Annotated in this window: 21 protein-coding genes; 18 read left to right on the forward strand and 3 right to left on the reverse strand. The window is 63.9% G+C overall.

The window, feature by feature from the left end; all coding sequences use genetic code 11:
- Positions 1-121: 121 nt before the first annotated feature.
- The 10 genes from P9230_RS26435 (at position 122) to P9230_RS26480 (ending at position 8941) form a co-directional block, all read left to right on the forward strand.
- Entirely contained in the window at positions 122-445 is a 324-nt protein-coding gene (locus P9230_RS26435; protein WP_066989670.1) for a septum formation initiator family protein, read from the forward strand.
- 178 nt (positions 446-623) lie between these two features.
- The gene (pdhA, locus tag P9230_RS26440) at positions 624-1670 is read left to right on the forward strand and encodes a pyruvate dehydrogenase (acetyl-transferring) E1 component subunit alpha (RefSeq protein ID WP_278121133.1); all 1047 of its coding nucleotides are present in this window, start codon (positions 624-626) and stop codon (positions 1668-1670) included.
- A 13-nt stretch (positions 1671-1683) separates the two neighbouring features.
- Positions 1684-3075 (forward strand): pyruvate dehydrogenase complex E1 component subunit beta, encoded by a 1392-nt coding sequence (locus P9230_RS26445; protein ID WP_067321383.1) that lies wholly within the window; start codon positions 1684-1686, stop codon positions 3073-3075.
- A gap of 18 nt (positions 3076-3093) precedes the next feature.
- On the forward strand, positions 3094-4458 hold the full coding sequence (locus tag P9230_RS26450; protein WP_095825434.1) for a pyruvate dehydrogenase complex dihydrolipoamide acetyltransferase: 1365 nt from the start codon (positions 3094-3096) through the stop codon (positions 4456-4458).
- Positions 4459-4474: 16 nt separating this feature from the next.
- Positions 4475-4894: a hypothetical protein gene (locus P9230_RS26455; protein WP_095825433.1), complete on the forward strand. Its 420-nt coding sequence runs from the start codon at positions 4475-4477 to the stop codon at positions 4892-4894.
- On the forward strand, positions 4891-5529 hold the full coding sequence (locus P9230_RS26460; RefSeq protein ID WP_095825432.1) for an SGNH/GDSL hydrolase family protein: 639 nt from the start codon (positions 4891-4893) through the stop codon (positions 5527-5529). The genes P9230_RS26455 and P9230_RS26460 overlap by 4 nt, the downstream gene beginning before the upstream one ends.
- Positions 5530-5555: 26 nt before the next feature.
- Complete coding sequence (gene lpdA / locus P9230_RS26465) at positions 5556-7001, forward strand: dihydrolipoyl dehydrogenase (RefSeq protein WP_095825431.1); 1446 nt, start codon at positions 5556-5558, stop codon at positions 6999-7001.
- Between the two features lie 102 nt (positions 7002-7103).
- Positions 7104-7361 carry a GlsB/YeaQ/YmgE family stress response membrane protein gene (locus P9230_RS26470; protein ID WP_067321367.1) on the forward strand — a complete coding sequence of 86 codons (258 nt, stop codon included), beginning with the start codon at positions 7104-7106 and terminating at the stop codon, positions 7359-7361.
- A 130-nt stretch (positions 7362-7491) separates the two neighbouring features.
- Positions 7492-8457 (forward strand): lipoyl synthase, encoded by a 966-nt coding sequence (lipA, locus tag P9230_RS26475; protein ID WP_066989925.1) that lies wholly within the window; start codon positions 7492-7494, stop codon positions 8455-8457.
- Positions 8458-8464: 7 nt separating this feature from the next.
- Positions 8465-8941: a type II toxin-antitoxin system RatA family toxin gene (locus P9230_RS26480; protein WP_066989693.1), complete on the forward strand. Its 477-nt coding sequence runs from the start codon at positions 8465-8467 to the stop codon at positions 8939-8941.
- Here P9230_RS26480 and P9230_RS26485 read toward each other — a convergent pair.
- Positions 8938-9420, reverse strand: coding sequence for a CinA family protein (locus P9230_RS26485; RefSeq protein WP_127325584.1), 483 nt, complete (start codon positions 9418-9420; stop codon positions 8938-8940). The two genes, P9230_RS26480 and P9230_RS26485, sit on opposite strands and share 4 nt — an antisense overlap.
- Positions 9417-10634 (reverse strand): bifunctional 2-C-methyl-D-erythritol 4-phosphate cytidylyltransferase/2-C-methyl-D-erythritol 2,4-cyclodiphosphate synthase, encoded by a 1218-nt coding sequence (locus P9230_RS26490; protein WP_067321361.1) that lies wholly within the window; start codon positions 10632-10634, stop codon positions 9417-9419. The genes P9230_RS26485 and P9230_RS26490 overlap by 4 nt, the downstream gene beginning before the upstream one ends.
- A 139-nt stretch (positions 10635-10773) precedes the next feature.
- Here P9230_RS26490 and dusB point away from each other — a divergent pair, with 139 nt between their 5' ends.
- From dusB to hflX, 8 genes are all read left to right on the forward strand, one after another.
- On the forward strand, positions 10774-11802 hold the full coding sequence (dusB, locus tag P9230_RS26495) for a tRNA dihydrouridine synthase DusB (protein ID WP_278121135.1): 1029 nt from the start codon (positions 10774-10776) through the stop codon (positions 11800-11802).
- A complete protein-coding gene (locus P9230_RS26500) occupies positions 11799-12941 on the forward strand; it encodes a nitrogen regulation protein NR(II) (protein WP_066989706.1) in 1143 nt (380 codons plus the stop codon). Before dusB ends, P9230_RS26500 begins: the two co-directional genes overlap by 4 nt.
- Positions 12938-14398: a nitrogen regulation protein NR(I) gene (gene ntrC, locus P9230_RS26505; RefSeq protein ID WP_066989709.1), complete on the forward strand. Its 1461-nt coding sequence runs from the start codon at positions 12938-12940 to the stop codon at positions 14396-14398. The genes P9230_RS26500 and ntrC overlap by 4 nt, the downstream gene beginning before the upstream one ends.
- A gap of 119 nt (positions 14399-14517) precedes the next feature.
- Entirely contained in the window at positions 14518-16809 is a 2292-nt protein-coding gene (locus P9230_RS26510; RefSeq protein WP_278121137.1) for a PAS domain-containing sensor histidine kinase, read from the forward strand.
- The gene (locus P9230_RS26515) at positions 16799-18160 is read left to right on the forward strand and encodes a sigma-54 dependent transcriptional regulator (protein WP_066989715.1); all 1362 of its coding nucleotides are present in this window, start codon (positions 16799-16801) and stop codon (positions 18158-18160) included. Before P9230_RS26510 ends, P9230_RS26515 begins: the two co-directional genes overlap by 11 nt.
- 156 nt (positions 18161-18316) lie before the next feature.
- Positions 18317-19180, forward strand: coding sequence for a D-amino-acid transaminase (locus P9230_RS26520; protein WP_067321352.1), 864 nt, complete (start codon positions 18317-18319; stop codon positions 19178-19180).
- A gap of 143 nt (positions 19181-19323) precedes the next feature.
- Positions 19324-19569, forward strand: coding sequence for an RNA chaperone Hfq (gene hfq, locus P9230_RS26525; RefSeq protein WP_066989720.1), 246 nt, complete (start codon positions 19324-19326; stop codon positions 19567-19569).
- Positions 19570-20958: a GTPase HflX gene (gene hflX / locus P9230_RS26530; RefSeq protein ID WP_278121139.1), complete on the forward strand. Its 1389-nt coding sequence runs from the start codon at positions 19570-19572 to the stop codon at positions 20956-20958.
- A gap of 8 nt (positions 20959-20966) precedes the next feature.
- On the opposite strand, the gene mazG is transcribed toward hflX, so the two are convergent.
- The gene (mazG, locus tag P9230_RS26535; RefSeq protein WP_067321346.1) at positions 20967-21791 is read right to left on the reverse strand and encodes a nucleoside triphosphate pyrophosphohydrolase; all 825 of its coding nucleotides are present in this window, start codon (positions 21789-21791) and stop codon (positions 20967-20969) included.
- Positions 21792-21831 lie beyond the last annotated feature (40 nt).

The following is a 21831-nucleotide window of genomic DNA, read 5'->3' on the forward strand; positions in this document are numbered from 1 at the left end:
TCCCCGCCTCTTTTTGTTTCGGCAGGTCTCAGTCCAGCCAGCCGTAACCGTCCATTAAGCACAATCGGGCGAAAAAAGACTCGAACAGCCGCTTGCGCTCGCGGCCGAAAGGGGTCGGGTCATGTGGACACGTCAGCACAAGCAGAGAAACACCGGCAAGCTGATCGTTCCGTCGCTCTGCGTGCTGTTTCTCGCCTATTTCGGCTTCCATGCCTATCACGGTGAGTTCGGCATCTACTCCAAATATCGGCTGCAGGCCCAGGCGGCCGAACTCCAGACTCAGCTCGACGCGGTCAAGGCGCGCCGGATCGACTTCGAACGTCGTGTCCAGCTCATGCATGAAGGCACGCTGGAAAAGGACATGCTTGACGAGCAGGCCCGAAAGGCGCTCAATCTGTCCCATCCAGACGAAATCACCATCATGCTGCCGGCTTCGGCAAAATAACCGAATTTCGGTTAATCAAACTTATTTGCAATGATTCTAATCGCTTAGGATGCATGTCAGCCATGCATTTTTCAGCATGGCGCATTGCACTCTTGCGTGTTAGCCTCGCTCAAATCGGTGGGGAGACGGGTCGCTCTCCCTTGAATGTCCGCGAAGAGACGCCAACAGGGAGTGATGTATGGCCACCGCCGCCAGAAAAGCGCCTGCCAAGTCCAAATCCAGATCCGACGGCAAATCGTCGGCCCTTTCCAGCCCCAAGCCAGCCGACTTCACCAAAGAAGAAGAGCTCTCCGCCTACCGGCACATGCTGCTCATTCGCCGCTTCGAGGAGAAGGCGGGCCAGCTTTACGGCATGGGCTTTATCGGCGGCTTCTGCCACCTCTATATCGGCCAGGAGGCCGTCGTTACCGGCATGAAGATGGCGCTGATCGAGGGCGACCAGATGATCACCGCCTATCGCGACCATGGCCACATGCTGGCGATGGATCTGTCGCCGCGCGGCGTCATGGCCGAGCTCACCGGGCGCCGTGGCGGCCTGTCGAAAGGCAAGGGCGGCTCCATGCACATGTTCTCCAAGGAGAAGCATTTCTATGGCGGCCACGGCATCGTGGGCGCGCAGGTGTCGCTGGGCACAGGCCTGGCCTTCGCCAACCGCTACCGCGACAACAAGAATGTCTCGCTGACCTATTTCGGCGACGGCGCCGCCAACCAGGGCCAGGTCTATGAAAGCTTCAACATGGCCTCGCTGTGGAAGCTGCCGGTAATCTACATCATCGAGAACAATCGCTACGCCATGGGCACATCGGTGTCGCGCTCATCCGCCGAGACCGACTTCTCCAACCGCGGCGCTTCCTTCAAGATTCCCGGCATGCAGGTCGACGGCATGGACGTTCGCGCGGTCAAGGCAGCCGGCGACGTCGCCGCCGAATGGTGCCGCGCCGGCAACGGCCCGCTGATCCTCGAGATGCAGACCTATCGCTATCGCGGGCATTCGATGTCCGACCCGGCGAAGTATCGCTCCAAGGAAGAAGTGCAGAAGATGCGCTCGGAGCACGACCCAATCGAACAGGTCAAGGCGCGCCTGATCGATAAGAGGTGGGCGAGCGAAGACGATCTCAAGGCCATCGACAAGGAGGTCCGCGACATCGTCGCCGACGCCGCCGAATTTGCCCAGCACGACGCCGAGCCGGATCCGTCCGAGCTCTGGACCGACATCGTACTCTAAGGAGGGCACGGACATGCCGATCGAAATTCTCATGCCCGCTCTCTCGCCGACGATGGAAGAGGGCAATCTTTCCAAGTGGTTGAAGAACGAAGGCGACAAGGTCGTCGCCGGCGACGTCATCGCCGAGATCGAGACCGACAAGGCGACGATGGAGGTCGAAGCCGTCGATGAAGGCACGCTCGCCAAGATCGTGGTTCCGGCCGGCACCGAAGGCGTCAAGGTCAACGCGTTGATCGCCGTGCTTGCGGTCGACGGCGAAGACGTCGACAAGGCCGGCGAAGGCATCGGCGAAGAAGAGCCCAAGGCTGAAGCGGCCGCGCCGGCACCGGCGCCCGCCGCGGCCAAAAGCGAGGCGGCTGCGCCTGTCGCCGCCGCGCCGAAGGCGGAAGTCGCGGCCGATCCGGACATCCCTGCCGGCACCGAAATGGTCTCGACCACGGTGCGCGAGGCGCTGCGTGACGCGATGGCCGAGGAAATGCGCCGCGACGGCGATGTCTTCGTCATGGGCGAGGAAGTTGCCGAATACCAGGGCGCCTACAAGATCACGCAAGGCCTGCTGCAGGAGTTCGGGCCGCGCCGCGTCGTCGATACCCCGATCACCGAGCATGGCTTTGCCGGCGTCGGTGTGGGCGCGGCGATGGCAGGCCTGAAGCCGATCGTCGAGTTCATGACCTTCAACTTCGCCATGCAGGCGATCGATCAGATCATCAATTCGGCCGCCAAGACACTCTATATGTCCGGCGGCCAGATGGGCGCGCCGATCGTCTTCCGCGGCCCGAACGGCGCCGCGGCCCGTGTCGCCGCCCAGCACTCGCAGTGCTACGCCGCCTGGTACAGCCACATCCCCGGCCTGAAAGTGGTGATGCCTTACACGGCCGCCGACGCCAAGGGCCTGCTCAAGGCCGCGATCCGCGATCCGAACCCGGTCATCTTCCTCGAGAACGAGATTCTCTACGGCCAGTCCTTCGACGTGCCGAAGCTCGACGATTTCGTGCTGCCGATCGGCAAGGCGCGTGTGCACAAGCAGGGCAGGGACGTCACCCTCGTCTCCTTCGGCATCGGCATGACCTATGCGGTCAAGGCCGAGGCCGAACTGCGCGGCATGGGCCTTGACGCCGAGATCATCGATTTGAGAACCGTCCGTCCGCTCGACTTCGATACCATCATCGCCTCGGTCAAGAAGACCAACCGGCTGGTCGTGGTGGAGGAAGGCTTCCCGCAGAGCTCGGTCGGCGACCACATCGCCAGCCAGGTCTCGCAGCGCGCCTTCGACTTCCTCGATGCGCCGGTCATCACCATCGCCGGCAAGGATGTGCCGATGCCTTACGCGGCGAACCTCGAAAAGCTGGCGTTGCCCAATGTCGGCGAGGTCGTCGAGGCGGTCAAAGCCGTCACCTATCGCTGAGCCGGTCGGGAGGACAACATGCCAATCAACATCACCATGCCGGCTCTCTCGCCCACCATGGAAGAGGGCAATCTCGCCAAGTGGCTGGTCAAGGAAGGCGATCATGTTGCGCCCGGTGACGTGATCGCGGAGATCGAGACCGACAAGGCGACGATGGAAGTCGAAGCGGTCGATGAGGGCACAGTCGCTAAGCTGGTCGTTCCGGCAGGCACCGAAGGCGTCAAGGTCAATGCGGTGATCGCCATTCTGGCAGGCGAAGGCGAGGACGCCGGTGCTGCCGCAAAGAGCGATGGCGGTGCGGCGCCCAAGGCGGAGGCTCCGAAAGCGGACCCTGCGAAGGCCGAGGCGCCCAAGGAAGCGCCGAAGCCGGCGGCCGCGCCGGCGAAGGCCGAGCCTGCACCGGTCGCCAACGGCCACGCCGGAGGCGAGCGCGTGTTTGCCTCGCCGCTCGCCCGCCGCATCGCGAAGGATGCCGGCGTCGACGTTTCAGCGCTGGCCGGTTCCGGCCCGCATGGCCGCGTGGTGAAGGCCGATGTCGAGGCGGCGATCGCCTCGGGCGGCGCCAAGGCTGCGCCTGCCGCCAAGGCTCCTGCCGGTGCGCCCGCAGGCGCTCCTGCCCCCGCGCCGAAGCCGATGTCAGACGATCAGGTGCTGAAGCTGTTCGCGGAAGGCTCTTACGAACTCGTTCCGCACGACAATATGCGCAAGACCATTGCGCGCCGGCTGGTCGAGGCCAAGAGCACCATTCCGCATTTCTATCTGACGCTCGACTGCGAGCTCGATGCGCTGCTCGCGCTGCGCACGCAGCTCAACGCCGCGGCCCCAATGCGGAAAACCGAGAAGGGCGAGGTCCCGGCCTACAAGCTCTCGGTCAACGACATGGTGATCAAGGCGATGGCGATGGCGCTGATGGCGGTGCCGGACGCCAACGCCTCCTGGACCGAAAACGCCATGGTCAAGCACAAGCACGCCGATGTCGGCGTCGCCGTGTCGATACCCGGCGGCCTGATCACGCCGATCATCCGCCATGCCGACGAAAAGACGCTGTCCGTCATCTCCAACGAGATGAAGGATCTGGCAAGCCGCGCACGCGGCCGCAAACTGAAGCCCGAAGAGTACCAGGGCGGCACCACGGCCGTGTCCAATCTCGGCATGTTCGGCGTCAAGGATTTTGCCGCCGTTATCAACCCGCCGCACGCCACGATCCTTGCGGTCGGCGCCGGCGAGGAGCGCGCCATCGTGAAGAAAGGCGAGATCAAGATCGCGACCATAATGTCGGTGACGCTGTCGACCGATCACCGCGCCGTCGACGGCGCGCTCGGTGCGGAGCTGCTCGGCGCCTTCAAGCGCATGATCGAAAACCCGATGGGCATGCTGGTGTAAGGAAGGGAAAAAGGCGGTGCGGAATTTCTTCACCAGCCTTTTCGCCTTCATTCTTTCCGGTCTGGCCGGCGTACTTGTCGTTCAAGAGCTGGCGGTCATCACCGGCGCGACAGAGGAATGCATTCTGGTCTTCGCGGCCACGGTGATGATCGTCGTTGTGGTCACGGTCGCCTTCTTCCTCGTTCAATTCCGAGGCAAGCCGGTGCGGGCGCTCGATGGGATGCTGTGGCTGCTGCTTGCGCTTTTCTGTCTCGGGCTGCTGGCGCTGGTGGGCTGGACGTTTTCGGTGCCGGCCGAGAGCCGGGCGACCGCAAATGACCTTTCGATCGTTGCCGGGCTGATCCTGCCGGGCGCAGCGGCGATCATCGTGCAATGGCCGCGCTGGCAACTCAAGCGCTCGTCGGCGGGGTTCGGCAGGGGTGGGGCAAGCGCATGAAGACTATTCTCTGTTACGGCGACTCGCTGACCTGGGGCTACGACGCTGCCAACCTCGGGCGCCATGCGCTGGAGGACCGCTGGCCGAGCGTGCTCAAGACGGCGCTGGGCGACGGCATCGATGTCATCGCCGAAGGGCTGAACGGCCGCACCACCGCCTTTGACGATCACCTCGCCGGTGCCGACCGCAACGGCGCGAGAACGCTGCCGACGATCCTTACGACGCACGCGCCGCTCGACCTGATCATCATCATGTTGGGCGCCAACGACATGAAGCCGTGGATCCACGGCAATCCCGTTGCCGCCAAGCAGGGCATGCAGCGCCTGATCGATATCGTGCGCGGCCACGACTATCCGTTCGACTGGCCGGCTCCGCAGATCCTCATTGTCGCGCCGCCCGCGGTGACGCGCACCGAGAATGCCGAATTCAAGGAAATGTTCGCCGGCGGCGATGACGCCTCGAAGCGGCTGGCGCCGCAATATTCCTCGCTTGCCGACGAGGCCGGCTGCGGCTTCTTCGACGCCGGCTCCGTCGCCGTCACCACGCCGCTCGACGGCGTCCATCTCGATGCCGAAAACACGCGGCGGATCGGTCAGGCGCTGGCGCCCCTCGTGCGTGTGATGCTTTCCTTCTAACCCCGAGAAAAATCAGGGAGAAACCCGTGGCTGAGAACTACGACGTCATTATCATCGGCTCAGGCCCCGGCGGCTATGTCACCGCTGTGCGTTCCGCCCAGCTCGGCTTCAAGACGGCGATCGTCGAGCGCGAGCATCTCGGCGGCATCTGCCTCAACTGGGGTTGCATCCCGACCAAGGCGCTGCTGCGCTCGGCGGAGATCATGCACTATTCGAACCACCTCAAGGATTACGGCCTTAAGCTCGACGGCAAGGTCAGCCCCGACACCGCAGCCGTCGTCGACCGCTCGCGAAAGGTGTCTCTCAGGCTGAATGGCGGTGTCGCCTTCCTGATGAAGAAGAACAAGGTCGACGTCATCTGGGGTGAGGCGAAGCTTTCCAAGCCCGGCGAGGTCGTCGTCGCCAAGACCGCCAAGAAGCCGATGGAGCCGCAGCCGCCGGTGCCGAAAGGCGTCAAGGGCGAGGGCACCTACACCGCCAAGCACATCATCCTCGCAACCGGCGCGCGGCCGCGCGCGCTGCCTGGCATCGAGCCGGACGGCAAGCTGATCTGGACCTATTTCGAGGCCATGGTTCCGAAGGAGATGCCGAAGTCGCTGCTGGTGATGGGCTCGGGCGCCATCGGCATCGAGTTCGCCTCCTTCTACCGCACCATGGGCGCCGATGTGACCGTGGTCGAGCTTTTGCCGGCGGTGATGCCGGTCGAGGATGCCGAGGTCTCGAAATTCGCGCAGAAACAGTTCGAGAAGCAGGGCATGAAGATCCTGCTCGAGGCCAAGGTGACCAAGGTCGAGAAGGGCGCCAACTCGGTCACCGCGCATGTCGAGATGAAGGACGGCAAGGTCGAGAAGATCACCGCCGACCGCATGATCTCGGCCGTCGGCGTACAAGGCAATATCGAGGGCCTCGGCCTCGAGGCGCTCGGCGTCAAGACGGATCGCGGCTGTGTCGCGGTCGACGGCTACGGCAGGACGAACGTGCCCGGCATCTACGCCATCGGCGATGTGGCCGGGCCGCCGATGCTCGCCCACAAGGCCGAGCACGAGGGCGTGATCTGCGTCGAGAAGATCGCCAATATCCCGGGCGTGCACGCCATCGACAAGCTGAAGATCCCGGGCTGCACCTATTGCAGCCCGCAGGTCGCCTCGGTCGGCCTGACCGAAGCCAAGGCCAAGGCCGAGGGCAAGGACATCCGCGTCGGTCGCTTCCAGTTCGGCGCCAACGGCAAAGCCATCGCGCTCGGCGAGGACCAGGGCTTCATCAAGACCATCTTCGACAAGAAGACCGGGCAGCTGCTGGGCGCGCATATGATCGGCGCCGAGGTGACCGAACTCATCCAGGGTTTCGTCGTGGCGATGAACCTGGAGACCACCGAGGAAGAGCTGATGCACACGATCTTCCCGCATCCGACCCTGTCGGAGATGATGAAGGAAAGCGTGCTCGACGCCTATGGCCGCGCATTGAACGCATGATAGACTGCTCGCGCGAGACTCAGACGCGGCAGCCGGAGGATTCTGAGGGCAAAGCAGTTCGTATCCGGATGCATTTTCACCTGATCAAGGAGGAATTGGCATATGGACGTGAATGGCGTGGGCTGGATAGCAGCCATCATCATCGGAGGCTTGGCCGGATGGCTCGCCGAAATGGTCATGAAGAGCAACACCGGCATCTTCATGAACATCATTTTGGGTATCGTCGGCGCGATCGTTCTGAATGCGATCTTACAGGCTCTCAACATCCAGTCCTTCGGCGCCGGCTGGTTCGCCTATCTCATCACCGGTTTCATCGGCGCCTGCCTGCTGATCTTTGTCGGCCGGCTGGTACGGCGCTGAGCCCCAGCGAAGTCCGTTATGCGAAAATGGCCGTGGCGGCATGCGCCGGCGTGGCCTTTTTCTTTATTCCGAAAAGTCCTAGATGACGCAGACAGGCGGCCGCGACGCGGGCGGCCGCGAAGGGTTTGAAATGGTCACTGTTCTCGACACGATCGCCAATGCGCCGCGCCCGCGGCATCCCGAAAAGGCGCACAGGCCGGACCAGGAAGTGCTGCGCAAGCCGGACTGGATCCGCGTCAAGGCGCCGGTTTCGAAGGGTTACGCCGAGACACGCGAGATCGTGAAGTCGCACAAGCTGGTAACGGTGTGCGAGGAGGCCGGATGTCCGAACATCGGTGAATGCTGGGACAAGAAGCACGCCACCTTCATGATCATGGGCGAGATCTGCACGCGCGCCTGCGCCTTCTGCAATGTCGCCACCGGCATCCCGACCGCCCTCGACGCGGACGAGCCGGCGCGTGTCGCCCATGCGGTCAAGCAGATGGGCCTCAGCCACGTCGTCATCACATCGGTCGACCGCGACGACCTCGACGACGGCGGCGCGCAGCATTTCGCCGACGTCATCCACGCCATCCGCGCCGCCGCGCCTTCAACGACGATCGAGATCCTGACGCCCGACTTCCTGCGCAAGGACGGCGCGCTAGAGATCGTCGTTGCCGCCAAGCCCGACGTCTTCAACCACAATCTGGAAACCGTGCCGTCGAATTACCTGACGGTGCGGCCCGGCGCCCGCTACTTCCACTCGATCCGGCTGCTGCAGCGCGTGAAAGAACTCGATCCGTCGATCTTCACCAAGTCCGGCATCATGGTTGGCCTCGGCGAGGAGCGGAACGAAGTGCTGCAGCTCATGGATGACCTGCGTTCGGCAAATGTCGACTTCATGACCATCGGCCAATACCTGCAGCCTTCGAAGAAGCACCATCCGGTGATCCGCTTCATCACGCCGGACGAGTTCAAGTCCTTTGAGACGATCGGCAAGACGAAGGGCTTCCTGCTGGTCGCTTCGAGCCCGCTGACGCGCTCCTCGCATCATGCCGGCGAGGATTTCGCCAGGCTGCGCGCGGCGCGCGAGGCGCAGCTCAAGAAGGCCAGCTGACGCTTTCATGCCGAAATTCGAAGCCACCCGCCGCGTCGCCTACACGCCGGAACAGATGTTCGCGCTGGTGGCGGATATCGAGACCTATCCGCAATTCCTGCCGCTCTGCGAGGCGCTGACGGTGCGCTCGCGCAAGGAGCGCGACGGCCGCACCATACTCGTCGCCGACATGAGCATCGGCTACAAGGCGATCCGCGAGACCTTTACGACCCAGGTGCTGCTCAAGCCCGACGAGAACGCCATCGACGTCAAATACATCGACGGCCCGTTCAAATATCTCAGCAACATCTGGCGCTTCGATCCGGCCGATGGCGGCTGCGAAGTGCATTTCTTCATCGACTACGAATTCAAGAGCCGCATTCTCGGCGCGCTGATGGGCACGATGTTCGATCGCGCCTTCCGCATGTTTTCCGAAGCATTCGAGAAGCGAGCGAACGTGATCTACGGCGCAGCGCAAGGCACGCCTGATCCGCGGATAGCCTAGGCCAGCGCTCGCAGGCCGAGCTGCAGCGCGTGCCGGACCGTCTCGTGGCGGATGAATTCCCGCCCCTTATGACCAAACAGCTGGCGCTCGACGACGGCCGGCTGGCCGGCAAATGCCATCCCGAACCAGACGAGACCCACCGGCTTTTCCGACGAGCCGCCGCTCGGGCCGGCAATTCCGGTGACGGCAAGGGAGAGGCTCGCGCGCGAATGCGTCAGCGCGCCCGCCGCCATCTCCCTGACCGTCTCACCCGAGACCGCGCCATGCGCCTCAAGCGTCGCCGCGGAGACGCCGAGCATCTCCATCTTGGCTTCGTTGGAATAGGTGATGAAGCCGCGATCGACCACGGCGGAAGAGCCGGCAATGTCGGTCAGTGCTGCAATGATCAGACCGCCGGTGCAGCTCTCGGCCGTGGCCAGCATGATGCCGCGCTGCTGACAAGCCTGGAGCAGGGCGTTGGCTAATTCCGCGTTGCTCATGCCGGCACGTCTCCCGGATAGACGACGCTGGCGGTCGCGATCGCCGCAATGCCTTCGCCGCGCCCGACAAAGCCGAGCTTCTCGTTGGTCGTCGCTTTGATGGAAACGCGTTCCGGCGCAATGCCGAGCATCGCCGCCAGCGCCGCCGTCATCGCCTCGCGATGCGGCCCCACCCGCGGCGCCTCGCAGATCAGCGTGATATCGGCATTGGCGATGCGCCCGCCGCGCTCGCGCACCAGCGTCGCCGCATGCTCGACGAAGATTTTCGAGGCAACGCCCTTCCATTGCGGGTCCGACGGCGGGAAATGCGTGCCGATGTCGCCGGCGCCGCAGGTGGCGAGCAACGCATCGGTGAGCGCATGAAGCCCGACATCGGCGTCCGAATGGCCGGAGAGTTTCCGGTCATAGGGGATAGTGACCCCGCACAGAGTGACATGGTCGCCCGCTTCGAACGCGTGCACATCGTAGCCATTGCCGGTGCGGATGTCCGGAAAGCGCGGCAGCGCATTTGAGAGCCGCTGGTCGGCCATCGCGATATCCCTTGCCCAGGTGAGCTTGATGTTGTCCGGCGAGCCCTGGACGATCTTGACCGGAATATGCGCCCATTCGGCGATCGCCGCGTCGTCGGTGAACTCGCTTTTGCCGAGATGATGCGCCTTCTCGTGCGCCGCCAGCAACGGCCAGAACGGGAAGCCTTGCGGTGTCTGCGCCGCGTGCAGGCCGGCCCTCGACACCGTCTCCTCGATCATGCCCTCGGCCGATTCCCGCTTGAGCGTGTCGGCGACGGGCAGCGCCGGCAGGGCGCCCTGGCGCTCGCCGATGGCCTCGATGGTTCGGTCGATGAGCCCATGGTCGACAAACGGGCGCACCGCATCATGCACCAGCACCTTTGCCGGCGCCTGCTCCCTCAGCGCCAGAAGTCCCAGCCGGACGGAAGCCTGGCGGGACGGACCGCCCATGACGATGAGCGTGTGCGTAGCATTAGCTCCCGCCGCGCGCTCGAACAACTCGCGGTCGTCGGCGTGGATCGCCACCACCACTGGCCCGACGGCTGGATGTGACAGGAATCTTTCCAGCGTATGCGCAATGACGGCGCGTCCGCCGATGCGCTGATACTGCTTCGGCCCCTCGGCCTGTCCGGCACGGGCGCCGCGGCCGGCGGCGACAATGACCACGCCGACCTTGCCGTCCGGTTTTTCACTTGTGTCAGTCATGGCGAGAGGCTTAGTCGCGGCTGGCAGGGAAGGCCAGCATTTTCCAAAATGCGCCTTAATGTGACGTCATTGCGCGTTGCACAATGGCTTGCATCTGGCTACACAATGTGCAGCAATCGAACATGCTTGGTTTTTGTGCATGCCTGAATTGACCACATTGGCTTCGCCGCTCGACGTCGGCGGCGTAAGGATACGCAACCGCGTGTTCCTGGCGCCGATGTCCGGCATAACCGACGAGCCGTTCCGTCAGCGTGCGCATGCGCATGGTGCCGGGCTGGTCGTGTCGGAAATGGTGGCGAGCGGCGAACTGGCCAAGGGCAGGGCCGGCTGCGATCTGCGCATCCGCCATTCCGGGCTGCCCGTCCATATGGTGCAGCTTGCTGGCCGCGAGGCAGCGCACATGGCCGAGGGCGCGCGAATCGCGGCGGGCGAGGGCGCCGACATCATCGACATCAACATGGGCTGCCCGGCAAAGAAGGTGACGGGCGGCTATGCCGGCTCGGCGCTGATGCGCGATCTCGATCACGCGCTCTCGCTGATCGAGGCGGTGGTCGATGCCGTTTCGGTGCCGGTGACGGTCAAGATGCGGCTCGGCTGGGACGAAAGCGCGCTCAACGCGCCGATGTTGGCGCGCCGCGCCGAGCTGGCCGGCGTGCGCATGGTGACCGTCCACGGCCGCACGCGCTGCCAGTTCTATCAGGGTAAGGCCGATTGGCGCGCCATTGCGCGCGTCAAGGAAGCGGTCTCGATCCCGGTGGTGGCCAATGGCGATGTCGGCTCGCCGGAAGAGGCTGCGACGATCCTGGATCAATCAGGCGCCGACGCGGTGATGATCGGCCGTGCCCATTACGGCGCGCCGTGGACCGCCGGCAGCATCGCGGCAGCCGCCGCTGGCATGTCTGCAACCGATATTCCCGAAACGCCCAAGAGGCTCGCTGACTACGTGGTTGCGCATTACGAGGACATGCTCTCGCTCTACGGCGTCGAAAGCGGGCTCCGCCAGGCGCGCAAGCATCTCGGCTGGTATCTGGACAGGCACGCGACTCGTGCTTCGGCGGAACGGCGCAAGCACATCCTCACTTCCTTCGAGCCGGCTGAAGTGATCGCCGGGCTGCGCCAAGCCTTTACCGAAAGCGCGGCATCGCCAGAATTGCGGAGCGCGGCATGAATACGAACCTCCCACAGCCGGCCGACACCGCGGATGCCGCCAATATCGTGCTGAACACCATTCGCCGCCCGGTGATCATGGTCGATGCCGACGGCTTCATCACCTTCGCCAACGCGGATGCAGAGGATTTCTTCCGCTCCAGCGCGACCATGCTGGCGCGCAACACGTTGTCCAAGCTGGTCCCGTTCGGCAGTCCGCTGCTCACCTTGGTCGACCAGGTGCGCGAGCGCCGCGCGCCGGTCAACGAATACCGCGTCGACGTCTCTTCGCCGCGCCTCGGCATCGAGAAGATGGTCGACCTCTATGTCGCCCCGGTGCCGGAGTTTCCCGGCTCGGTCGTGGTGATGTTCCAGGAGCGGTCGATGGCCGACAAGATCGACCGGCAGATGACACATCGGGGTGCGGCCCGTTCTGTCACCGGCCTGGCGGCCATGCTGGCGCATGAGATCAAGAACCCGCTCTCCGGCATCCGCGGCGCGGCGCAACTGCTCGAGCTCTCAGCCTCCGACGAGGACCGTGCGCTCACCCGCTTGATCACCGACGAGACCGACCGCATCGTGTCGCTGGTCGACCGCATGGAAGTGTTTTCCGACGAGCGGCCGATCGAGCGCTTTCCCGTCAACATCCATGTCGTTCTGGATCATGTGAAAGCGATCGCCAAGAACGGCTTTGCAAAAAAAATCAAAATCTTGGAGGAATATGATCCTTCGCTTCCTCCAGTCTATGCGAACCGTGACCAGCTGATCCAGGTGTTCCTCAACCTGGTCAAGAACGCCGCGGAGGCGATCGGCGCCGACCCGCAGGGCGAGATCGTGCTGTCGACGGCTTTCCGGCCCGGCATCCGCGTTTCCGTGCCGGGAACGCAAGACCGCGTCTCGCTGCCGCTGGAATTCTGCGTGCACGACAACGGCCCCGGTGTTTCCGAGGACATCCTGCCGATCCTCTTCGATCCGTTCATCACCACCAAACCGAACGGCTCGGGCCTCGGGTTGGCACTGGTCGCCAAAATTGTCGGCGAGCACGGCGGCATCATCGAATGCGATTCGACGCAGCGTGGAACCACTTTCCGCGTCTTGATGCCGGCCTGGAAGGACACTTTGCCCAACGCCGGCGACGAAGCTGAAGGAGACCGCAAATGACCGTTCGCGGCAATATCCTCGTCGCCGACGACGATGCGGCGATCCGAACCGTGCTCAACCAGGCGCTGTCGCGCGTCGGCCATGAAGTGCGCGTGACTTCGAACGCCTCGACGCTGTGGCGCTGGGTGGCTGCCGGCGAGGGCGACCTCGTCATCACCGATGTGGTGATGCCGGACGAGAACGCCTTCGACATGCTGCCGCGCATCAAGAAGGCGCGACCCGAGCTGCCGGTCATCGTCATGAGCGCGCAGAACACTTTCATGACCGCCATCCGCGCCTCCGAGACCGGCGCCTACGAGTATCTGCCGAAGCCCTTCGATCTGACCGAGCTGCTCAACATCGTCAACCGCGCGCTTGCAGAGCCGAAGCGGCCGAAGCTGGATTCCCGCGCCGACGATCAGCCGGAGACGATGCCGCTGGTCGGCCGCTCGGCCGCCATGCAGGACATCTACCGCATGCTGGCCCGCATGATGCAGACCGACCTGACGGTGATGATCAGCGGCGAATCCGGCACCGGCAAGGAGCTGGTAGCGCGCGCGCTGCACGAATACGGCCGCCGCCGCGGCGGGCCTTTCGTGGCCATCAACATGGCCGCGATCCCGCGCGACCTGATCGAATCGGAACTGTTCGGCCATGAGAAGGGCGCCTTCACCGGCGCGCAGAACCGCTCCACCGGCCGCTTCGAGCAGGCCGAAGGCGGCACGCTGTTCCTCGACGAGATCGGCGACATGCCGATGGAGGCGCAGACGCGCCTGCTGCGCGTGCTACAGCAGGGCGAATACACGACCGTCGGCGGCCGCACGCCGATCAAGACCGACGTGCGCATCGTCGCCGCCACCAACAAGGATTTGCGGACCTTGATCAACCAGGGCCTGTTCCGCGAGGACCTGTTCTACCGCCTGAACGTCGTGCCGCTGCGACTTCCGGCGTTGCGAGAGCGTTCTGAAGACGTGCCTGACCTTGTCCGGCATTTCTTCAAGCAGGGCGCCAGCGAAGGCCTGCAGACCAAGCGCATTTCCGCCGGTGGCATCGAGCTGATGAAGCGCTATCCCTGGCCCGGCAATGTGCGCGAGCTGGAAAATCTGGTGCGCAGGCTCGCCGCGCTCTATTCGCAGGACGAGATTTCGGCCGAGATCATCGAGGCCGAACTGAAGACCGGCGAGCGATCTGTCGTGCCGGACGGCGGCGCGCTGATACCCGACGACCTGTCGATCGGCCAGGCGGTCGAGCATTTCCTGCAGCGCTATTTCGCGTCCTTCGCCGGCGACCTGCCGCCCTCCGGGCTCTACCAACGCATCCTCGCCGAGGTCGAATATCCGCTGGTGCTGGCTTCGATGACCGCGACGCGCGGCAACCAGATCAAGGCGGCCGAGCTTCTGGGCCTCAACCGCAACACGCTGCGCAAGAAGATCCGCGAGCTTGGCGTCAACGTCTACAAGGCCGCCAGGCAGCCCTGACTTTGCCTTCACTTTTGGGGATTAAGTCGGGGAAAGATTTCCGTCCCGGCCACACTTGTTGCATAATCGCCACAATGCGTTGCATACATCCGACGCAATGACCGACTCTAGACGGCGATATGGCTGCTGAGGCTCCGACACTGAACCAACCGCTTTTCAGCCGGGCCGGCGTTCGCGACGGCCGCCGGCTGCTGGCGCTGCCCGGCGTGGTCGCGATCGTCGGCGCCATGATCACCGCAGCGATCTCGTTTGCAATCCTTGTCGGTGCGACCCCGATCGCGCCGAATGCAAACGCCACCTGGGCGTTGATCGCGCTCAACGCCGTCTTCGTCCTCTTCCTGATCGCTCTGATCAGCCGCGAGATCCGCCGCATCGTCATGGCCCGCAGGCACGGCCGTGCAGCATCGCGGCTGCATGTGCGCATCGTCGCCATGTTCGCGCTGGTCGCCGCCATCCCGGCGATCATGGTCGCGATCATCGCCTCGATCACGCTCGATATCGGCCTCGACCGCTGGTTCGAGATCCGCACCAAAACGATCGTCAATTCGTCGCTGTCGATCGCCGATGCCTATGTCCAGGAAAATGCCCGCAACCTGCAGGGCACGACCCTGTCGATGGCCTACGACCTCGATGCCTCGCGCACGCTCTACGGGCTCGACCGGACCGGCTTCCTCGACCTCATGAACAAGGAGGCCGTCGGCCGCGGACTGGCACATGCGGCGCTGATCAAGCCTGACGGCTCCTTCGTCATGAGCGCCAAAACCGACGCCGACTTCGCCATGCCGGAGCCGCCCCCTGGCGCGGTCAACACGGCCGCCGACGGCAAGCCGGTGCTGATCGAGCCGCGCACCCGCAACATCATGGGCGCCATTGTCAAGTTGCGCGAGATCGAAGGTCTTTATCTCTACACGATCCGGCTCGTCGACCCGGACGTTATCAAGGCGCGGCAGATCGTTCGGTCGAACACCGACGAGTATCGCGGACTGGAAGAGAACCGTCGCACTTCGCAAGTCGCGTTCGCGCTGCCCTATCTGTCGCTGACCCTGATCGTCATCCTGTCGGCGATCTGGACCGGCATCGCCGTGGCGGATCGAATTGTCCGGCCGATCCGCCAGCTGATCGGCGCGGCCGACGAGGTGGCGACGGGCAATCTCGACGTCGCCGTCCCCGTGCGTCAATCGGACGGCGACGTCGCTTCGCTCGGCGAGACCTTCAACAACATGATCCTCGAGCTCAAATCGCAGCGCAACGAGCTGCTGTCGGCCAAAGACCTGATCGACGAGCGGCGGCGGTTCTCGGAGGCGGTGCTGGCCGGCGTGACCGCAGGGGTCATCGGCGTCGATCCCTACGGCGTCATTACCATCGCCAATCGCTCGGCCGAAACGATGCTGGCGATCTCGGCGAGTGCCGCGCTCGGACAGAACCTCTCCGCCATCCTGCCGCATGTCGGTCGCGTCTTCGAGATCGGGCGCCAATCCGGCAAGCCGGTCTATCGCGAGCAGGTGACTTTCTTCCGCGCCGGCATGGAACGGACTTTCAATGTCCAGGTCACCGTCGAGGCCGGAGACGACGGCTCGGAGGAAAAATCCTATGTCGTCACCATCGACGACATCACCGATCTCGTGCAGGCGCAGCGGTCCTCGGCCTGGGCCGATGTGGCGCGGCGCATTGCCCATGAGATCAAGAATCCACTGACGCCCATCCAGCTCTCGGCCGAGCGCATCAGGCGCCGTTACGGAAAGGTCATCACCGAGGACCGTGAAGTCTTCGATCAGTGCACCGACACCATCATCCGTCAGGTCGAGGACATCGGCCGCATGGTCGACGAATTCTCGGCCTTCGCCCGCATGCCGAAGCCGGAGATGAAGGTGATAGACCTGCGCGAGTCGCTCCGCGAAGCTTCGTTCCTGGTGGAAGTCAGCCGCTCCGACGTTGCTTTCCAGCGTGATTTCGGCAACGAGCCGCTCAAGGGAACGTTCGACAGCCGCCTGATGGCGCAGGCCTTCGGCAACGTCATCAAAAACGCCGCCGAGGCCATCGACGGACTTGATGCGCAAGACCGTTCCGACGGCACAATCCGGATTCAAGCCGGGCGCCAAGATGGCGCCATAAGAATCGATGTTATCGACAACGGCAAAGGGCTGCCGCGCGAGAATCGGCAGCGACTGCTCGAGCCCTACATGACGACGCGCGAAAAAGGCACTGGCCTTGGCCTCGCTATCGTCAAGAAGATCGTGGAGGACCATGGCGGCCGGCTCGAATTGCACGACGCGCCGCCCGATTTCCACGGCGGCCGGGGCGCGATGATCTCGATCATCGTGCCGCCGGCGGCGGTCGTCGCCGCGCCGCCACGCGGCGAAGGCCGCGACGAACACGAACGAGAAACTGAAAAGGTCGGTAATGGCGTCTGACATTCTCATCGTCGATGACGAGGAAGACATCCGCGAACTGGTCGCCGGTATCCTGAGCGACGAAGGTCACGAAACCCGCACGGCACACGATGCCGACAGCGCGCTGGCGGCGATTGCCGATCGCGCGCCACGGCTGATTTTCCTCGACATCTGGCTGCAGGGCTCGCGCCTCGACGGCCTGGCGCTGCTCGACGAGATCAAGACGATGCATCCGAACATGCCGGTGGTGATGATCTCCGGCCACGGCAACATCGAAACGGCGGTGTCGGCCATCCGGCGTGGCGCCTATGATTTCATCGAGAAGCCGTTCAAGGCCGACCGTCTTATCCTGATCGCCGAGCGCGCGCTGGAAACTTCGAAATTGCGGCGCGAGGTCTCCGACCTCAAGCTGCGCAGCGGCGAGACCTTCGACCTGATCGGCATGTCGTCAGCGATGAGCCAACTGCGGCAGACCATCGAGCGTGTCGCACCCACCAACAGCCGCATCATGATCATCGGTCCGTCGGGTTCCGGCAAGGAACTGACGGCGCGCGCCATCCACGCGCTGTCGGCGCGCAAGAACGGGCCGTTCGTGACGCTGAGCGCCGCCACCATCACGCCGGAACGTATGGAGATCGAGCTGTTCGGCACCGAATCGAACGGCACCGAACGCAAGGTCGGCGCGCTGGAGGAGGCGCATCGCGGCATCCTCTACATCGACGAGGTCGCCGACATGCCGCGCGAGACGCAGAACAAGATTCTGCGCGTGCTGGTCGAGCAGCAGTTCGAGCGGGTAGGGGGCACAAAGCGGGTCAAGGTCGACGTCCGCATCATCTCCTCCACAGCGCAAAACCTGGAGGCCATGATTGCCGATGGCCGCTTCCGCGAGGACCTCTATCATCGCTTGGCGGTGGTCCCCGTCACTGTGCCGGGTCTCGCCGAACGGCGAGAGGATATTCCGTATCTCGTCGACAATTTCATGAAGCAGATCGCGCGGCAGGCCGGTATCAAGCCGCGCCGCATCGGTGACGACGCGCTGGCCGTGCTGCAGGCGCACAACTGGCCGGGGAACGTGCGCCAGCTGCGCAACAATGTCGAGCGGCTGATGATCCTGGCGCGAGGCGGAGACGTCGACGCCCCGATCACCGCTGACCTTCTGCCCTCCGAGATCGGCGACGTCATGCCGCGCACACCCAACCAGTCGGACCAGCACATCATGGCGCTGCCGCTGCGCGAGGCGCGCGAGCAATTCGAGAAGGACTATCTGATCGCACAGATCAACCGCTTCGGCGGCAACATCTCGAAGACGGCCGAGTTCATCGGCATGGAGCGATCAGCCTTGCACCGCAAGCTGAAGTCGCTGGGCGTGTAAAGGCAATCCAGGAAAAGTGTGCAGCGCCGGTTGGAGTCGGCGGCTTCGCCGTACCATTCCGTCCGGAATTGCCCAAAGCCGGCTGGCCCACGCGATTGTTCATTACGGCAGCGGCGGAATCGCTTAAGAGAGCCGGACATTTCCCTGAGGTAGCCCATGCCGCGCATTGCCTATGTGAACGGGCGCTACGTCGCCCATGCCGAAGCCCGGGTCCATATCGAGGATCGCGGCTATCAGTTCGCTGACGGCGTCTATGAGGTCTGCGAGGTGGCGCGCGGCTTTATCGTCGACATGCCGCGCCATCTGGCCCGGCTTAAGCGCTCGCTCAAGGAATTGTCGATCGCATGGCCCGTCTCGGAAGGCGTCCTGCCGATGCTGCTGCGCGAGGTGGTGCGCCGCAACAACGTCGTCAACGGCCTCGTCTATCTCCAGGTGACGCGCGGCGTCGCCAGCCGTGAATTCGTCTTTCCGGCAGCCGGCACCCGTCCGTCCTTGGTTATAACCGCCCGGAAGGCCGACCCCTCTGCTGCCGCCAAGCGGGTTGAGACCGGCATCAAGGTCATCACCGTCCCGGAGAATCGCTGGGACCGCGTCGACATCAAGAGCACCGGCCTGCTTGCCAATGTGCTCGCCAAGCAGAAGGCCAAGGAAGCCGGCGCCCAGGAGGCCTGGTTCGTCGACTCCGACGGCACGGTCAAGGAGGGCGGCTCGTCCAATGCCTGGATCGTCACCCGCGACGGCGTTCTGGTGACGCGGCCGGCCGAACACGGCATCCTGCGCGGCATCACCCGCACGACACTGTTCGACGTCGCCGAAAAGCTCGGTCTGACGATCGAGGAGCGTGGGTTTTCGATCGCCGAAGCCAAGGCAGCGCGGGAGGCTTTCATCAGTTCCGCGACCACGATCGCCATGCCGGTAGTCGAAATCGACGGCGCGCCGATCGCAAACGGCCACCCCGGCTCCATGACACTTTCGTTGCGGCAGGCATTTTTTGACATTGCGGAAAAAAGTCCAGCCTGATAACCGCAAAGGTGGAATGAACCTCAACTATCTCGTTCTGCTTGTCGTTTAGGCGGCAAGAGGGGGTTTGCGCGCTTGACAGGCGCCGCGTAATTTGGCGCATTGGCCTGCAGACCGAAGGGGATCGGCGAAAGACAAAAACAATGGCGGAACGATCGCAAAACCTTCAGGACCTGTTCCTGAATTCAGTTCGCAAGAGCAAAAATCCACTTACCATCTTTCTCATCAACGGTGTGAAGCTGACCGGCGTGGTCACTTCGTTCGACAATTTCTGTGTGTTGTTGCGGCGCGACGGGCATTCCCAGCTCGTCTACAAGCACGCCATTTCCACGATCATGCCGAGCCAGCCGGTTCAGATGTTTGATGGCGAGGAAGGCCAGGGCGCCTGATTGGCACGTGAGCAGGACGCGGACCGCAGAGTTCGCGGGAAACAAGGACATCAACTTGGGCCGGAAGCCAAGGATCCGACCCGGGCCGTTGTCATTGTGCCGGTGCTTGCGCGCCAGCCGCGGGGCGATGACGATTCGAGCCGCCCGCGCCTGAGCCGCTCGGCGGATGCCCGCCACGACGAGGCGGTCGGGCTTGCCAGCGCCATCGACCTGGACCCGGTCCACACCGCGGTGGTGACGGTCACCGATCCCCGCCCGGCAACGCTGCTCGGCAGCGGCAAGGTGGCGGAATTCGCCGACATCGTGAAGGAACGCAAGGCGGAATTGGTCATCGTCGACCATCCGCTCACGCCGGTACAGCAGCGCAATCTCGAGAAGGAACTGAACGCCAAGGTGCTCGACCGCACCGGGCTTATCCTTGAGATCTTCGGCGAGCGCGCCAGGACCAAGGAAGGCACCCTGCAGGTCGAGCTGGCGCATCTCAACTATCAGAAGGGTCGGCTGGTGCGCAGTTGGACCCACCTCGAACGGCAGCGCGGCGGCGCGGGTTTCCTGGGCGGTCCCGGCGAAACGCAGATCGAATCCGACCGGCGGATCCTGCAGGACAAGATCACCAAGCTCAAACATGAGCTGGAAACGGTTCGCCGCACCCGCGACCTGCACCGCGCAAAACGCAAGAAGGTGCCATTTCCGGTAGTTGCGATCGTCGGCTACACCAATGCCGGAAAGTCGACGCTGTTCAACCGGCTGACCGGGGCAGGGGTGCTGGCGGAGGACATGCTGTTCGCCACGCTCGATCCGACGCTGCGCCGCGTGCGCCTGCCGCACGGCACGCCGATCATCCTGTCGGACACGGTCGGCTTCATCTCGGACTTGCCGACTCATCTGGTCGCGGCCTTCCGGGCGACGCTGGAAGAGGTCGTCGAGGCCGATCTCGTGCTGCATCTGCGCGATATCTCTGATCCGGACACTGCAGCGCAGGCCGAGGATGTCGAGCGCATCCTTGGCGATCTCGGCGTCGATGCCGCGGACACCAGCCGCATGATCGAGGTGTGGAACAAGATCGACCTGCTCGACGAAGGCAATCGCGAGCGCCTGCTTGCCGAGAGCGCCGGTGGCAAGGCGCCGCCGATCGCGATATCGGCAGCGACCGGCGAGGGGATCGATGCGCTCAAGGCGCTCATCGAGGCCAGAGTGTCGGGCGAGTTGGAAACGATGACGGTGACGTTGAGCCCCGCTGAGCTCGGCCAGGTCGACTGGCTCTATCGCAATGGCGATGTCGTCTCGCGGAGCGACAATGAGGACGGCAGCGTCACCATCTCACTGACGGCCACGCACAGCGCCCGCCAGGAGATCGAGACCCGGCTGAACCGCAGGAACCACGGCTAGGCCGCTGCTTATCTTGCGTTTTTGGCCTGCTGCCAGAGGGTTTCCATCTCGTCCAAAGTCGCCTGTTCCAACGACCTCCCGGAAGCCTCCAACTCCCGCTCGACATAATGGAAGCGCGAGCGGAACTTCTCGTTGGTGCCGCTCAGCGCGGCTTCGGCATCAAGTCTCAAATGGCGGCCGAGATTGACGACGGCAAACAGCATGTCGCCGAACTCATCCTTGATGGGTGCCGCGTCGCCCGTGACCAGCGCCTCGCGCAGCTCGCCGATCTCTTCCTCTATCTTGTCGAGGATGGGTGCTGCCTCGCTCCAGTCGAAGCCGACGCGCGCAGCCTTCTCCTGCAGCTTCAACGCGCGGGTCAGCGCAGGGAGCGCAACCGGCACGCTATCGAGATAGCCCTTGCCGTGATCTTCCGGGTCGAGGCCGCGCGCGATGCGGGCGTTGCGCTTGTCGGCCTTCTCCACCGCCTTGATCTTCTCCCACATGCCCTTGGCCATGCCGGCGCTGCGCGCCTTCTCGTCGCCGAAGACATGCGGGTGACGGCGGATCATCTTGGTGGTGATCGCCTCGACAACGTCGCCGAACGCGAACTCGCCAATCTCCTGCGCCATCTGCGCGTGGTAGACGACCTGCAGCAGAAGGTCGCCCAGTTCCTCTCGCAGATCGTCGAAGTCGCCGCGCGCGATCGCATCCGCCACTTCATAGGCTTCCTCGATCGTGTAGGGGGCGATGGTGGAAAAGTTCTGCTCGATGTCCCAGGGGCAGCCGGTCTTCGGCGCTCTGAGTGCCGCCATGGTCTCGATCAGACGGGAGATGTCTTTGGAGGGTTTCATGCAACAAACCCTAGCGCGCGCCGCGGCGGGCGACCAATCC

It is taken from the genome of Mesorhizobium sp. WSM4887, from assembly GCF_029625865.1.
GTDB lineage: Bacteria > Pseudomonadota > Alphaproteobacteria > Rhizobiales > Rhizobiaceae > Mesorhizobium.